Here is a 13,555-nt window from a genome sequence, read left to right as displayed (position 1 = left end):
GGGATCGACTTCCCCGGGAGGCTAACCGCCGATTCCCGGTCCGGTCCTCGTCGGAGGGCCACGAAGTCGGTCCGGAGTTGCCCACGTCACGCCGCGCCGGTCCCTCGACCGGGGATCGCCCGACAGGGCTATGTGCTGACCATCGGACGGGCGTTCGACTCACCACACCCCCGGATCGAGTGACAACGTGAAGTCTTTTCGGGACTGATTCCACCTTCAGTGGTCCCGGTTGCGCGCTTCGGGTGGAGCGCTTGGTCCGTTGCGGGCAGTACCCCTCAGCCCGGCCGGTCGTGGACCGATAGGGCAATACCCGCCCGGACATCCCCCACCCGGATATTCCCCACCCGGACACCCCCGGCCCGGACATCCCCCACCCGGACACCCCCGGCCCGGACACCCCCGCGAGAAAGGAGCCCCGCGCGTGCCCGAACGGCGTGCCGCCCAGCGGTCGCCGGGGCACCGCGTCCCCGGCGCCCCGGCACCGCGATCCCGGTGCCGGGGTGCCGCACCCCCCGCAGAGATGGGAGCGAGCAGAGATGGGAGCAAGGTGAAGGAAGTCCTGCTGCTGGCGGGCACGAGACCCGAAGCGGTGAAGATCGCCCCCGTGGCACTGGCCCTGACCGACCACCCCGTGCTGCGGCCGGTGATCGTCCACGCCGGTCGGCACCCCGACCCGGTCGACCGGGCCCTGCGGGCGTTCGGCCTGCGGCCGGACGTGGAGCTGGACGTGCCCCGCGCCGCCGGCACCCGGGCCGAGCTGCTGGCCGCCCTGGTCCCGGAGGTCGACCGCGTGCTCCGGGTGCGGGACCCTGCCGTCGTCCTGGTGCGGGGCGACTCGACGACGGCGCTGGCGGGCGCGCTGGCCGCGTTCTGGCGCGGCACCCCGGTGGCGCACCTGGACGCCGGCCTGCGCACCGGCGACCCCGGCGGCCCGCTCCCCGAGGAGGGCGCCCGGCAGATGATCGCCCGGATCGCGGCCCTGCACCTCGCGCCCACCGACGACGCGGCCGCCGCGCTGGTCGCGGAGGGCCTGGTGGACCGCGAGATCGTGGTCACCGGCAGCACCGCGGTGGACGCGGTGCGCCGGGTAGCCGCCGCCGACCAGCCCGCCCGCGACCCCGGGCTGGCCCTGCTGGAGCGCGTGCTCGACGAGCGCTCCGAGCGGCTCGTGCTGGTCACCGCGCACCGGCGGGAGTCGCGGGGCGAGCCGCTGGGGCGCGTGCTGCACGCGGTGCGGGAGATCGCGGACCGGCACCCGGACGTGCGGGTGCTCCTGCCCGCGCACCCGGACCCGGCCGCGCGCTCGACCGCGCTGGAGGCGCTGGGCGGGCACGAGCGGATCGTGGTTAGCGAGCCGCTGGACTACCCGGACCTGGTGCGGGCGCTGCGGCGGGCCGCGCTGGTGCTCACCGACTCGGGCGGCCTCCAGGAGGAGGCGCCCACGTTCGGCGTGCCGGTTCTGGTGCTGCGCGGGACGACCGAGCGGACGGCCGCGGTCGACGCGGGCTACGCCTGGCTGGTGGGCACGGACGCGATCCGCGTCCTGGCCGAGGCGGGCTGGGTGCTGGGCTCCCGGCTGCGGCTGCCCGCGGGGCGCAACCCGTTCGGCGACGGCCACGCCGCGTCCCGGGTGCGCGGCGCGCTGGAGCGGCTGATCGGCCTGCCGGCGGACTTCGCCACCGCGCGCCTACCCATCCGCATCCCCACCTGACCGCTCCCCGCGGCCCGCCTGCTCCCCCCTGACCCCGGCCCACTCCCCACCTGACCGCTCCCCTCCCGCCCGCCCGCTCCTCACCCACCTCACCCGATCTCACCTGATCACCACGGGTGACAAACCACTCGACCAGGTAAGAGGTGCGTCCCCGGCGGGTGACTTGCGGGCGAGTTCGACGTGGCACGCCGCCCCGGCGCAGATATTCATGCGCAGGAATGAGGAGGCAACACCATGAACCACACCCGAGCGCGCCGAGCAGTTCCGGTGACCGCGGCGCTCGTGCTCGGCCTGGTCGCGGCGCCGCCCGCGTGGGCGGCCAACCCGCCGGGCGTGGCGTCGGTCGGCTCCGCCGGTTTCAGCAAGGACGGCACCCAGGTCGACATCGCCCCGCTGGCCCCGTGCGCGGTGGACGGCGTGACCAGCGCGTCGTCGGAGGCGGTGGTCCGCCAGGGCATCCGCTTCGGCCCCGGCACCTCGTCGTGCACGACCACGGTGGTCGACCCGACCAACCACACGACCACCACGACCTCCGAGGCGAACGGCACGGAGTTCGAGCTGTCCACGCTGGTCGCGGAGGGCGGCCCGCGCCTGCGCATCGGCAAGTGGCGCGTCACCTGCACCGCCACCGACCGGGGGACCGGCACCGACTGGGGCCTGAACGGCCTCCAGGGCTTCGCCGGCCTGCCGGACGAGATCCCCCCGGCCTACCGCCACGAGATCAGGTCCGCCTCCGGCGCGGTCCTGGCCGTGGCCACCTTCAACGAGAACACCACCCCGGAGCAGAACGACGGCAGCATGGCCCTGACCATGCTCCGCATCACCTTCACCCCGGACTCGAAGGCCACCGGCCAGGTGGTCGTGGGCACCGCGGCCTGCTCCCCGACCCCCTGATCCCCCTCACGCGGGCGGAGGCCCCCACCTCCGCCCGCCCCAAACCCCGCGCGAGTCGAACACTCGGAACGACCGTGTCGAACACCCAGGACGACCGTGTCGAACACCCAGGACCCCCGTGTCGAACACCCAGGACCCCCGAGTTCAACACCCGCGCCGACCGCTCACCCCACCCGGGGCGTGCCCGACAGCGCCACACCGGCCTCGTCCAGCGTCGCCAACGCGCTGTCCACGGTCGCCCGAGCCACCCCCGCCGTCAGGTCCAGCAGCACGGTGGTCCGGAACCCGGCCCGCGCCGCGTCCAGCGCCGTCGCCCGCACGCAGTGGTCCGTGGCGATCCCCACCACGTCCACCTCCGCCACGCCCCGCGCCCGCAGCCAGTCCACCAGCTGCTCGCCACCGCCCGAGGTCCCCTCGAACCCCGAGTACGCCGCCGCGTACGCGCCCTTGGAGAACACCGCCTCCACCGCCGTCACGTCCAGCTCCGGGTGGAACGACGACCCCGCCGTCCCCGCCACGCAGTGCACCGGCCACGAGTCCACGTAGTCCGGCTCGGAGCTGAAGTGCCCGCCCGGGTCCACGTGGTAGTCGCGCGTCGCCACGACGTGGTCGTACGACCCGGCCGCCACGTGGGCCGAGATCGCCGCCGCCACCGCCGCACCACCGGCGACCGCGAGGGAGCCCCCCTCGCAGAAGTCGTTCTGCACGTCCACCACGACCAGCGCCTTGCCCATGAGATCGGCCTCCTTCACAGGAACGTCGTCGGAACGGCGGGTTCGCCCCGGGACAGCTTGAGGCCCTCCCACGGCACCGTCACCAGCGCGGCGCGCAGCCGCTCCCGGCTCTGGGCCAGGGTGTCCAACCCCTCCACCCGTTGTCCACCGCGGATCAGCGGCACGGCCAGCAGCCGGTCGTGCTCGCCCACCTCGACCTCGGCCGAGTGCGGGAACACGACCTCCTCCAGCGCCGTCCCGGTCTCCTTGTGCCGCCGCAGCGAGCTCTTGCGCCCGCCGCGGGACTCCTTGTGCGAGCTGCGCTTGGCCACCGGCCGCCCGTCCACCTCGACCAGCTTGTAGACCATGCCCGCGGTCGGCGCGCCCGAGCCCGTCACCACGGACGTGCCCACGCCGTAGGCGTCCACCGGCTCGGCCCGCAGCATCGCGATCGAGTACTCGTCCAGGTCGCCCGACACCACGATCCGGGTGTTGCGCGCGCCCAGCGCGTCGAGCTGGTCCCGCGCCTGCCGCGCCAGCACACCCAGGTCGCCGGAGTCGATCCGCACCGCGCCCAGCTCCGGCCCGGCCACCCGGACCGCGGTGTCGATGCCGTTGGTGATGTCGTAGGTGTCCACCAGCAGGGTCGTGCCCACGCCCAGCGCCTCGACCTGGCCGCGGAACGCCTCCTCCTCGGTGTCGTGCAGCAGCGTGAACGCGTGCGCGCACGTCCCGGAGGTCGGGATGCCGTGCCGGCGGGCCGCCTCCAGGTTCGAGGTCGAGGTGAACCCGGCCAGGTACGCGGCCCGCGCCGCCGCCACCGCCGCCTCCTCGTGCGTGCGGCGCGAGCCCATCTCGATCATCTGCCGGCCGTTGGCCGCGCCGACCATGCGGGCGGCGGCGGAGGCGATCGCCGAGTCGTGGTTGAGGATCGACAGGGCCAGCGTCTCCAGCACCACGCCCACCCCGAACGGGGCGCGCACGGACAGGACCGGCGAGCCCGGGAAGTACAGCTCGCCCTCGGGGTAGCCGTCCGCGTCGCCGGTGAACCGGTAGTCCGCGAGCCAGTCGAGCGTGGCCCGGTCGACCACGTCGGTGCGCTCCAGCAGCTCCAGCTCCTCCGCCGAGAACGTGAAGGACTCGATGGCGTCGAGCAACCTGGCCGTGCCCGCGACCACGCCGTACCGCCTGCCCTCGGGCAGCCGCCGGGCGAAGACCTCGAACACGCACGGGCGGTCCGCGGTGCCGTCGCGCAGGGCCGCGGCGAGCATCGTCAGCTCGTAGTGGTCGGTGAACAGGGACGTCGACATGGGAAGAGAGCCTAAAGCCGTTCGACCGGGGACACCTGTGGGCTCCACCACCCGCCGGAACATGACACCATTGGCGGTATGACCACGCCCGTCGAACAGGAACGGACGCAGGCCGACCCGGTGGGGGAGGAGGTCCGCGCCGAGGACCGCCCCTGGCAGACGCTGGTCTGGAACGACCCGGTCAACCTGATGTCCTACGTGACGTACGTGTTCCAGAAGCTCTTCGGCTACAGCCGCGACCACGCGACGAAGCTGATGCTGGACGTGCACCACAAGGGCCGGGCGATCGTGTCGTCCGGGACGAAGGACAAGGTGGAGGCCGACGTGGCCAAGCTGCACGCGGCCGGGCTCTGGGCGACCATGCAGCGGTCGTCGTGAAGAAGTGGACCCGCAGGGACGACCTGGTGCTGGGCCGGTTCGACCGGCAGGAGGCCGCCGTGGTGCGGGGCCTGGTGAGCCAGATCCAGGACATGCTGCTCGCCCGCGCCGAGGAGGCGCCCCAGGACGAGCTGGCGGAGCTGACCGGCATCCGGACGGGGCCGTCCACGCCGCCGGACGACCCGATCCTGGGCCGGCTGCTGCCCGACTTCCACCGGCTGGACCCCGACGCGCCGGACCCGTCCGAGGTCGACTCGGCCAACGCCCTGCGCTCGCTGCACGAGCCCGCGCTGCTGGACCAGAAGACCGGTGCGGCCGGGGTGGTGCTGGAGACGTGCCCGCCGGACGGCGGTGAGGTGCGGCTGCGGCTGGAGCAGGCCGAGGCGTGGCTGTCGGCGCTCAACGACGTGCGGCTGGCGCTGGGGACGGCGCTGGACGTGCAGGACGAGATGCCGGACGACCTGCCGCCGGACGACCCGCGCTCGCCCCACCTGGGCGTCTACCAGTGGCTGACCTGGGTGCAGGAGACGCTCGTCGAGGCGGTCATGGACTGATGCTGGTCGGGCGGTCCGCCGGGGTCGTGGTGGTGCTGGCGCCCGCCGGCGCGGTGGCCGGGGTGGACGTGCGCGGCGCGCCGGTCGGCACGCGCGAGCTGGACCTGCTGGACCCGTCGACGCTGGTGGAGCGGGTCCACGCGGTCGTGCTCGCGTCCGGCGGGCTGGCGCCGGTGGACGGGGTCGTGCGGTGGCTGGCGGCGCGCGGGCACGGGTTCCCGGTGGGGCCCCGGTGGCACGAGGTCGTGCCGATCGTGCCCGCGGCGGCGGCGCTGGGCCTGCTCGGCGGCGGGGACGGGGCCGACGACGGGGCCGCGGCCTGCGAGGCGGCCGCGGAGGAGCCGGTGGAGGCGTTGGCGCTGGTGGGGGAGACCGCGGTGGGCCTCGTCGTGGTGGAGGCCGAGCTGACGCGGGCGCAGTGCCGGAGGGTCGCGATCTCGGCCCGGGACGGGTTCGCGCGGGCCGGGGTGGACGTGCCGTCGACGGTGTTCGCGGTGGCCACGGGCGTGCCCGCGGGCGCGGCGCCGGACGAGCTGGGCGCGCGGGCGGCGGATGCCCTCGAACGGGTGGTTCTCGGCGCTTGATCGGGGGACACGTCGATCGCGGGTGTGGAACTCGGGGGTCCTGGGCGTTCGACACGGTCGGTCTGAACGTTCGACTCGCGCGGGGTGGGGTACCCGGTCGGCATGTCTGGTGTGAAGAAGCTGCTCAGGTGGGTCGAGTCGAGTACCGCGCTGGACAAGGCGGCCGGTGCGCTGGCGGAGGTGATCCCGCCCGCCCTGCGGCGCCACCAGGTGACCGACGTGCTGCGCGGGCGCCCGCTCGGCCACCCCGCGCACCCGGCGGTGGTGCTGGTGCCGATCGGCATGTTCGCCGCGTCCAACGTGCTCGACGTGCTGCCGGGCGAGAGCCGGGCCGCCCGCGCGCTGATCGGCCTCGGGCTGGTCGGCTCGCCCGCCGCAATCGCGACCGGGCTCGCCGAGTACACCGCGCTGGACGAGCGGCAGCGGCGCACGGCGTTCGTGCACCTCGTGGCCAACGCGACCGCGACCGCCTGCTACCTCACCTCCTTCCGGCTGCGCGGGCACGGGTTCGGCGGCGTGGCGCGGGTCGTCTCGCTGGTGGGCCTGACGGCGGTCGGGGTGGGCGGCCTGCTGGGCGGCCACCTGTCCTACGCCCAGGGCGCGGGGGTCGGGCGCGACCGGATGGCACCCGGGCCGGCGGCCGTCGAGCAGGTGCCGGAGTGGGATGTCTCACGGGACGGGACGCCTTCCGCCACCACGTAGGATGGGTGCGTGCTGGTGATTCGCCGTGACCTCGTCGACGAGATGGTGGCGCACGCCCGTCGTGACCACCCCGACGAGGCATGCGGGATCATCGCGGGCCCCGAGGGCTCCGACCGCCCGGAGCGGTTCGTCGCGATGGACAACGCCGAGCGCTCGCCGACCTTCTACCGCTTCGACTCGATGGAGCAGTTGCGCGTCCACCGGGAGATGGGCGCGAACGACGAGGAGACCGTCGTCGTCTACCACTCCCACACCGCGACGGAGGCGTACCCGTCGCGCACGGACGTCTCCTACGCGAGCGAACCGCAGGCGCACTACGTGCTCATCTCCACCCGGGACCCCGAGCAGCACGAGCTGCGCTCGTACCGGATCGTGGACGGTGTGGTGACCGAGGAACCGGTCGAGGTCGTCGAGTCGTACATGTTCTCGCACACCGGCGCCGACGACACGCCCGACTGTCCCTGACAGCGCGCGTCTCACCCCTCTTCACCCAACCCGGTTCCCCGGAGGTTCCAGCATGGCCGTCACCGTCTCGATCCCCACGATCCTGCGCACGCACACCGGCGGGCAGAAGTCCGTCGAGGCGTCGGGGACCACGCTCGCCGAGGTGATCGACAACCTGGAGGACAACCACGGTGGCCTCAAGCAGCGCCTGGTCAAGGAGGGCACGCTGCACCGCTTCGTCAACGTCTACGTCAACGACGAGGACGTGCGCTTCGCGGGTGGGCTGGAGGCCGCGGTGAAGGACGGCGACACCGTCACGATCCTCCCGGCCGTCGCGGGCGGCTGATCCGCCGTGGCCAGGTACGAGTCCCTGCTCGACGCGGTCGGCGGCACGCCCCTGGTGGGCCTGCCCCGGCTGTCGCCGTCGAAGGACGTGCGGTTGTGGGCGAAGCTGGAGGACCGCAACCCGACCGGCTCGATCAAGGACCGCCCGGCGCTGGCGATGGTCGAGGAGGCCGAGCGGACCGGCGTGCTGACCCCGGGGTGCACGATCCTGGAGCCCACGTCGGGCAACACCGGCATCGCCCTGGCCATGGCCGCCAAGCTCAAGGGCTACGGCCTGGTGTGCGTGATGCCGGAGAACACCTCCACCGAGCGCAGGCAGCTGCTCCAGGCGTACGGGGCGCGCATCGTGTTCTCGCCCGCCGCGGGCGGCTCCAACCAGGCGGTGGCGCAGGCCAAGGAACTGGCCAAGGCCCACCCCGACTGGGTCATGCTCTACCAGTACGGCAACCCGGCCAACGCCGCCGCGCACTACCGCGGCACCGGGCCCGAGCTGCTCGAGGACCTGCCGACGATCACGCACTTCGTCGCGGGCCTGGGCACCACCGGCACGCTGGTCGGCGTCGGCCGGTACCTGCGCGAGCACAAGCCGGACGTGCGGGTCATCGCCGCCGAGCCGCGCTACGGCGAGCTGGTCTACGGCCTGCGCAACCTCGACGAGGGCTTCGTGCCCGAGCTGTACGACGCGGCCGTGCTGACCGGCCGCTACTCGGTCGGCTCGTACGACGCGCTGCGCCGCACCCGGCAGCTGCTGGAGGTGGAGGGCATCTTCGCGGGCATCTCCACCGGCGCGATCCTGCACGCGGCGCTGGCCGCGGCGGAGAAGGCGGTCAAGGCGGACGAGCCCGCGGACATCGCGTTCGTGGTGGCCGACGCGGGGTGGAAGTACCTGTCCACGGGCGCCTACGCGGGCACCCTGGACGAGGCGTCCGAGCGCCTCGACGGCCACCTCTGGGCCTGAGGCGACACCGGGAGGGCCCCGCACCGGATCCGGTGCGGGGCCCTCGTCCGCGCCGGGGTCAGGCGACGGCGCAGGCCGCCCCGTTCAGGGTGAACGAGGTGGGCTTGCCGGTGTTGCCGCCGTGCGTGGCCTGGAGGCCGATGCCGATCGACCCGTTCGGGGCGATGGCGGCGTTGTAGGCGACGTTGCGGCCGGTCACCGCACCGCTGGTGGGTGACCAGGTCGCGCCCCAGCCGCCGGTGACGGTCTGGCCGGCGGGCAGGGTGAACGCGAGCTGCCAGCCGTTGACCGCGCTCGTGCCGGTGTTGGTGATGGTGATGGTGGCGGTCAGGCCGGTGTTCCACGAGTTGACCGCGTAGGCGATCCGGCAGGCCCCGGCCGGCTGGTTGCCGGTCGTGGTCGTCGTCGTGGTGGTGGTGGTCGTCGTCGTGCCGGTGGGGCCGCCGCGGTCCAGGCCGAAGAACTGGATCGCGCGCAGCGCCATGCCCGAGGCCAGCAGGTTGTGCCCGGTGCCCTGCATCGAGATGGCCTCGACCTTGTCGCCGTAGCGCGTGCGCGTCCAGCCGGACTGCGGCGAGTCCGTCGAGGTCGGCGTGGTCGACAGGCCGTGGACGTTGGTCCACTGCTCGACCTGCTCGGCGAAGTTCGGGTAGCGCAGCGTGTCGTCCGCGGTGCCGTGCCAGATCTGCATCCGCGGTCGGGCCCCGCTGTACCCCGGGTAGGCGCCGCGCACCAGGTTGCCCCACTCCTGCGCGGTCTTGTTCACCTGGCCGTTGGCGCACGCGCTGTTCCACGACGAGCCGTCGGTGGTGGCGAAGCAGCTCGCGGGCACGCCCGCGAACGCCGCGCCCGCGGCGAACACGTCGGGGTAGTTGGCCAGCATCACGTTCGTGGTCATCGCACCGGACGAGACACCGGTGACGAACACGCGGCCGGTGTCGCCGTTGTAGCGCTGGAGCACGTAGCGGACCATCGACGCCAGGCCCACCGGGTCGCTGCCGCCGTCGCGGCGCAGCGCCTGCGGCGAGGACACGTCGTAGCAGCCGCCGGAGCGCGTGGCGGTCGGGTAGATGACGATGAACCCGTACTGGTCGGCCAGCCGCGCGAACTCCGTGCCGGAGTGGAACGCCGGGCCGGTGCCCGTGCAGTAGTGCACCGCCAGCAGCACCGGAGGGCGGGCCTGCGTGCGGTCCGGCACGTACAGGTGCATCCGCAGGTTGCTCGGGTTCGTGCCGAAGCCGGTCACCTCGGTCAGCGCCGCGGCCGAGGCGGGCTGCGGCGCGGCGACGAGGGCGAGGCAGAACGCCGCCGCCGCGGTCACCCCGGCGAGCAGCGCGGTGAGCCCCTTCCTCACGGGGCCACCACCTGGCCGGAGTTGTTGATCCGGCCGGGGCACAGGCCCTTGGCGGCCAGGCCCTGCACGATCCGCGGCACCGCGTTCACGGTCGCCTGGTAGGCGGCGTGCATGAGCACGATCGCGCCCGCGTTCGCGCCGGTGGCGGAACGCACGATGGCGTCGGTGGAGGCGCCGTTCCAGTCCTGCGTGTCGACCGACCAGGTGACCTGGGTCAGGCCGAGCTTGCGGGCCTCGTTCTGCACGGTCGCGTTCGTCGCGCCGTACGGCGGGCGGAACAGCGTCGGCGTCTGGCCGGTGGCGCTGCGGATCGCGTTCTGGGTGTTGGCCAGCTCGGTCGCCACCTGGGCCGCGCCCAGGTTCGTCAGGTACGGGTGCGACCAGGAGTGGTTGCCGATCCACATGCCGGCCGACGCGGTCTCACGGGCCAGGCCCGCCTGCTGCTGCACGTTCCGACCGAGGTCGAAGAACGTCGCCCGCGCGCCCACCGAGCGCAGCGCGCCGATCAGCGGCCGGGTGAACTGACCGTTCGGACCGTCGTCGTAGGTCAACGCCACGTACCCGTTGCACGGCGCGGCCTGGGCCGTGGACGCGGCGACCGGAAGCGCGACCACCACGAGCGTGGCGGCGAGGAGGGTTCTCCAGAGCATCGTTGCTCCTCAAAACGGTATAAGGAATTCAGGCCACTATGTGACTCCCGACCGTGGTCGGACAACGGGTTTCGTGGAAGTTGCGGATCTCAAATGGCCTGATGAGCTGGCGGAACAGGCAAAACACCCATTCGGTCCGTGGTGGTGCCGGGGAAACTTTCGTAAGCTCGCCCGCGTGCTGCCGACCGAGCCGGAACGGGACCTGCTGGCCACGGCGCTGCGGACCGCGCGCGCCCGCACCCGGTGGCGGCACCACACCGCGGCCGCGGCCGGTCTCGCGCCGGACGGCCGCGTGTTCACCGGCCTCAACGTCTTCCACTTCGCGGGCGGCCCGTGCGCGGAGCTGGTCGTCCTGGGCGCGGCGGCGGCCGAGGGGGTCTACGAACTGGAGTCGCTGGTGGCCGTGGACGCGACGGGCGTCCTCGTGCCGTGCGGCCGGTGCCGCCAGGTGCTGTCCGACCTGATGCCGGGGGTCCGGGTGCTGGTGGCCGAGGAGGAGGCGGTGGCCGTGGTCGACCTGCTGCCGCGCGCCTACCGCTGGGTGGAGCACCTGACCGCGCTGGAGCAGCGCCGCCACGACGACTAGCGCGGGCGCCTGCCGGTCGCCGGGCCTGCTCGCCGGGCCCGCCGCCGCGAAATCCCCCGGTGGTCGTGCGCGTGCTCCGCGGGCGGCGGGTATTCGGAGGTCGGACGCAACGCGCGGGAATTGCGGCGCCGCCACCCGGCACCGGGCAATCGACCGGCGCGGAGTCGTTCCCCGATCGCCGGCCTGCCGGCTGCGCCGCGATCTCGCGCAGTTCTTCCAACACCACCGCCCGTCGAATGGCGCAGCCCGTTCAGCCCGATGCGGTGAGGCATTGTGATATGCCGGTTCGGCGGGAACCGCGGTATCGCGCACGACACCGTGCGCGCCCCGGCTCGGGCGGGGTTGACCGGGTGTACCCGTAGCTCACCCGACCGGCGGACACGCGTCACCGGATGCGCTTCTCCCCGACTTCGGCAATCCGCAGACAAGCCTGTTCGAACTCGGCCCGCCGCATCGGCCGGCGGTGCGCCGAGGGCCAATCGGGTTCCGCGCCGAGGAGCAACTCCCGCTCGGTCCCAACCGCTGCCCGACCCCCGCTGATGCATTCGAGTGAACCTATCCACCACCGATATCGGCAGCTTCTTCCCGCGTCCTTTCCGCATTTTTGCAGAGAGCGGGCTGCTATCGTTCCGCCATGCAATTGACGGTGCTCGGGTGTGCGGGCAGCGCACCCGGTCCCGGCCTGCCCACCTCCGGGTACCTGGTGGAGGCGGGCGGGGTCCGGATCGTGCTGGAACTGGGCAGCGGCGTGTTCGGCGCCCTGATGCGGCACTGCGACCCGTTCGACCTCGACGCCGTGCTGCTGTCGCACCTGCACCTCGACCACTGCGCGGACTTCAGCGCGCTCACCGTGCACCGGCGCCACCACCCGTCGCCGCCGTACGACGTGACCGAGCGCAGGCTGCCCGTGTTCGCCCCGGCGCACGCGCCGTCCCGGCTGGCCGCCGCGCACGCCGCGAGCCGCGCCGAACTGGCCGCGCTGCGGCTGGAGGAGGCGTTCGACTTCGTGCCGCTCGCGCCCGGCTCGTACCGGGTCGGTCCGGTGGAGGTCGAGGTGGCCGCGATGCGGCACATCTGCGAGGCGTACGCGTTCCGGCTGACGCACGGGGGCGCGTCGCTGGTGTTCTCCGGCGACACCGTGCCGTGCCCGGAGCTGGTGGGGCTGGCGCGCGGCGCGGACCTGCTGCTGGCCGACTCGGCGTGGCGCGAGCAGGCCGGCCGGGCCGACTACCTGCACATGAGCGGGCGGGAGGCGGGCGCGGTGGCGGCGGCCGCCGGGGTGGGCCGGCTGGTGCTGACGCACGTGCTGCCGTGGTCGGACCGCGACGGCGTGCTGGCCGACGCGGTGACCGAGTTCGACGGCCCGGTGGTGCTGGCCGAACCCGGCGCGGTGTACGAGATCGCCTGACCTCGCCCCGCCACCCGAGCCCCAGCCCTCTCAACCCGCGCCTTCGCCCCAGCCTCTGTCCCTACGCCCCCCTGCCCCCTGCCCCCTGCCCCCTGGCTCCCTCAACCCGCGAACGCGGTCGACGGCAACCCTTCCCCGACCCCGGGCAGCACCAGCACGGACCCGGCCAGCTCGCTCAGGGCGTCGCCGGACAACCCGGTCCGGGCGCTGGTGACGTACAGGTCGGTGAAGTCGGGCCCGCCGAAGCAGCACGCGGTCGGCTGGCCCACCGGCAGTTCGAGTTCGAGGTCCAGCGCGCCGTCGGGGGTGTAGCGGTGCACGGCCGCCCCGCCCCACAGCGCCACCCAGACCGCGCCGGAGGCGTCCACGGTGAGCCCGTCCGGCAGGCCGCGGCGGACCTCGGCCAGCGGGCGGCGGTGGGTGGCCTCACCGGTCTCGCGGTCGAAGTCGAGCACGTCGACGCGGCGCTCCGCGGAGTCGATGTAGTACATGCGGGTGCCGTCGGGGCTCCAGCCGATGCCGTTGCTGACCCCGAGCTTGTCCAGCACGACCTTGGCGTCACCGTTGGGCTGGACCCGGGCCAACCAGCCGTCGGGCTCCTCGTCGTAGCGCATGGTGCCCGCCCACAGCCGCCCCGCCGGGTCGACGGCCGCGTCGTTCCCGCGCACCCCGTCCCGCGCCCAGTAGACCAGCCAGGTCTTGGTCCCGTCCCGGTCCAGCAGCGCGATCCCGTCGCGCAGGTTGAGCACCAGCCCGCCCCGGGACCGCGGCTTGGCCGCGCCCACGTGCTGCGGCACCTCCAGCACGGCGTCGTCGTCCCGCGCCGGGCTGTAGCGGTGCACCTCGCCGGCCAGCACGTCCACCCACAGCAGCGTCCCGCTCGCGTGGTCCCACGTGGGCGCCTCTCCTAAGGCCGCCTCGGCCCGCACCGCCACCTCGATCACGCCACCACCCTACGTCCCCC

16 protein-coding genes are annotated in these 13,555 nt (G+C 73.7%); 11 read left to right on the top strand and 5 right to left on the bottom strand.

Features of this window, described 5'->3' with window-relative positions; all coding sequences use genetic code 11:
- Positions 1–547: 547 nt before the first annotated feature.
- A complete protein-coding gene (gene wecB / locus Q5530_RS32695) occupies positions 548–1,711 on the top strand; it encodes a non-hydrolyzing UDP-N-acetylglucosamine 2-epimerase (protein ID WP_415366661.1) in 1,164 nt (387 codons plus the stop codon).
- Between the two features lie 234 nt (positions 1,712–1,945).
- Positions 1,946–2,605: a hypothetical protein gene (locus Q5530_RS32690; RefSeq protein ID WP_415366660.1), complete on the top strand. Its 660-nt coding sequence runs from the start codon at positions 1,946–1,948 to the stop codon at positions 2,603–2,605.
- A gap of 164 nt (positions 2,606–2,769) precedes the next feature.
- On the opposite strand, the gene Q5530_RS32685 is transcribed toward Q5530_RS32690, so the two are convergent.
- Positions 2,770–3,339, bottom strand: coding sequence for an isochorismatase family protein (locus Q5530_RS32685; protein ID WP_415366659.1), 570 nt, complete (start codon positions 3,337–3,339; stop codon positions 2,770–2,772).
- 14 nt (positions 3,340–3,353) lie between these two features.
- Positions 3,354–4,628: a nicotinate phosphoribosyltransferase gene (locus tag Q5530_RS32680; protein WP_415366658.1), complete on the bottom strand. Its 1,275-nt coding sequence runs from the start codon at positions 4,626–4,628 to the stop codon at positions 3,354–3,356.
- Positions 4,629–4,706: 78 nt separating this feature from the next.
- On the opposite strand from Q5530_RS32680, the gene clpS reads away from it, so the two are divergent.
- The 7 genes from clpS (at position 4,707) to Q5530_RS32645 (ending at position 8,593) form a co-directional block, all read left to right on the top strand.
- Positions 4,707–5,006 (top strand): ATP-dependent Clp protease adapter ClpS, encoded by a 300-nt coding sequence (gene clpS / locus Q5530_RS32675; RefSeq protein WP_344036853.1) that lies wholly within the window; start codon positions 4,707–4,709, stop codon positions 5,004–5,006.
- Positions 5,003–5,560: a DUF2017 domain-containing protein gene (locus Q5530_RS32670; RefSeq protein ID WP_415366656.1), complete on the top strand. Its 558-nt coding sequence runs from the start codon at positions 5,003–5,005 to the stop codon at positions 5,558–5,560. The genes clpS and Q5530_RS32670 overlap by 4 nt, the downstream gene beginning before the upstream one ends.
- Positions 5,560–6,144 (top strand): P1 family peptidase, encoded by a 585-nt coding sequence (locus Q5530_RS32665; protein ID WP_415366655.1) that lies wholly within the window; start codon positions 5,560–5,562, stop codon positions 6,142–6,144. Before Q5530_RS32670 ends, Q5530_RS32665 begins: the two co-directional genes overlap by 1 nt.
- A gap of 102 nt (positions 6,145–6,246) precedes the next feature.
- A complete protein-coding gene (locus Q5530_RS32660; protein ID WP_415366654.1) occupies positions 6,247–6,846 on the top strand; it encodes a DUF2231 domain-containing protein in 600 nt (199 codons plus the stop codon).
- 9 nt (positions 6,847–6,855) lie between these two features.
- Positions 6,856–7,311, top strand: a complete 456-nt coding sequence (locus Q5530_RS32655) for a Mov34/MPN/PAD-1 family protein (RefSeq protein WP_415366653.1) — start codon at positions 6,856–6,858, stop codon at positions 7,309–7,311.
- Positions 7,312–7,363: 52 nt separating this feature from the next.
- The gene (locus tag Q5530_RS32650) at positions 7,364–7,636 is read left to right on the top strand and encodes a MoaD/ThiS family protein (RefSeq protein ID WP_380639301.1); all 273 of its coding nucleotides are present in this window, start codon (positions 7,364–7,366) and stop codon (positions 7,634–7,636) included.
- A 6-nt stretch (positions 7,637–7,642) separates the two neighbouring features.
- Positions 7,643–8,593, top strand: coding sequence for a PLP-dependent cysteine synthase family protein (locus Q5530_RS32645; RefSeq protein ID WP_415366652.1), 951 nt, complete (start codon positions 7,643–7,645; stop codon positions 8,591–8,593).
- Between the two features lie 58 nt (positions 8,594–8,651).
- Here the strand turns inward: Q5530_RS32645 and Q5530_RS32640 are convergent, their stop codons facing one another.
- Both Q5530_RS32640 and Q5530_RS32635 read right to left on the bottom strand, forming a co-directional pair.
- Positions 8,652–9,947, bottom strand: a complete 1,296-nt coding sequence (locus Q5530_RS32640; protein ID WP_415366651.1) for a PHB depolymerase family esterase — start codon at positions 9,945–9,947, stop codon at positions 8,652–8,654.
- Positions 9,944–10,597 carry a polysaccharide deacetylase family protein gene (locus Q5530_RS32635; protein WP_415366650.1) on the bottom strand — a complete coding sequence of 218 codons (654 nt, stop codon included), beginning with the start codon at positions 10,595–10,597 and terminating at the stop codon, positions 9,944–9,946. Before Q5530_RS32635 ends, Q5530_RS32640 begins: the two co-directional genes overlap by 4 nt.
- A gap of 175 nt (positions 10,598–10,772) precedes the next feature.
- Here Q5530_RS32635 and Q5530_RS32630 point away from each other — a divergent pair, with 175 nt between their 5' ends.
- The gene (locus Q5530_RS32630; protein WP_415366649.1) at positions 10,773–11,183 is read left to right on the top strand and encodes a cytidine deaminase family protein; all 411 of its coding nucleotides are present in this window, start codon (positions 10,773–10,775) and stop codon (positions 11,181–11,183) included.
- Positions 11,184–11,817: 634 nt separating this feature from the next.
- Positions 11,818–12,591 carry an MBL fold metallo-hydrolase gene (locus Q5530_RS32625; protein WP_380639291.1) on the top strand — a complete coding sequence of 258 codons (774 nt, stop codon included), beginning with the start codon at positions 11,818–11,820 and terminating at the stop codon, positions 12,589–12,591.
- Between the two features lie 101 nt (positions 12,592–12,692).
- On the opposite strand, the gene Q5530_RS32620 is transcribed toward Q5530_RS32625, so the two are convergent.
- Complete coding sequence (locus tag Q5530_RS32620; protein ID WP_415366648.1) at positions 12,693–13,535, bottom strand: SMP-30/gluconolactonase/LRE family protein; 843 nt, start codon at positions 13,533–13,535, stop codon at positions 12,693–12,695.
- Between the last annotated feature and the right edge of the window lie 20 nt (positions 13,536–13,555).

It is taken from the genome of Saccharothrix sp. BKS2, from assembly GCF_047689505.1.
In the GTDB taxonomy this organism is placed as follows: domain Bacteria; phylum Actinomycetota; class Actinomycetes; order Mycobacteriales; family Pseudonocardiaceae; genus Actinosynnema; species Actinosynnema lopnurensis.
The sequence above is the reverse complement of the archived record's forward strand: the minus strand, read 5'-3'. Positions and strand labels throughout refer to the sequence as shown.

Excerpts from the sequence above, each read along its gene's own strand:
- Q5530_RS32690 (WP_415366660.1), top strand. The coding sequence starts at position 1,946 with ATGAACCACACCCGAGCGCGCCGAGCAGTTCCGGTGACCGCGGCGCTC.
- Q5530_RS32685 (WP_415366659.1), bottom strand. The coding sequence starts at position 3,339 with ATGGGCAAGGCGCTGGTCGTGGTGGACGTGCAGAACGACTTCTGCGAG.
- Q5530_RS32680 (WP_415366658.1), bottom strand. The coding sequence starts at position 4,628 with ATGTCGACGTCCCTGTTCACCGACCACTACGAGCTGACGATGCTCGCC.
- clpS (WP_344036853.1), top strand. The coding sequence starts at position 4,707 with ATGACCACGCCCGTCGAACAGGAACGGACGCAGGCCGACCCGGTGGGG.
- Q5530_RS32665 (WP_415366655.1), top strand. The coding sequence starts at position 5,560 with ATGCTGGTCGGGCGGTCCGCCGGGGTCGTGGTGGTGCTGGCGCCCGCC.
- Q5530_RS32660 (WP_415366654.1), top strand. The coding sequence starts at position 6,247 with ATGTCTGGTGTGAAGAAGCTGCTCAGGTGGGTCGAGTCGAGTACCGCG.
- Q5530_RS32650 (WP_380639301.1), top strand. The coding sequence starts at position 7,364 with ATGGCCGTCACCGTCTCGATCCCCACGATCCTGCGCACGCACACCGGC.
- Q5530_RS32635 (WP_415366650.1), bottom strand. The coding sequence starts at position 10,597 with ATGCTCTGGAGAACCCTCCTCGCCGCCACGCTCGTGGTGGTCGCGCTT.
- Q5530_RS32625 (WP_380639291.1), top strand. The coding sequence starts at position 11,818 with ATGCAATTGACGGTGCTCGGGTGTGCGGGCAGCGCACCCGGTCCCGGC.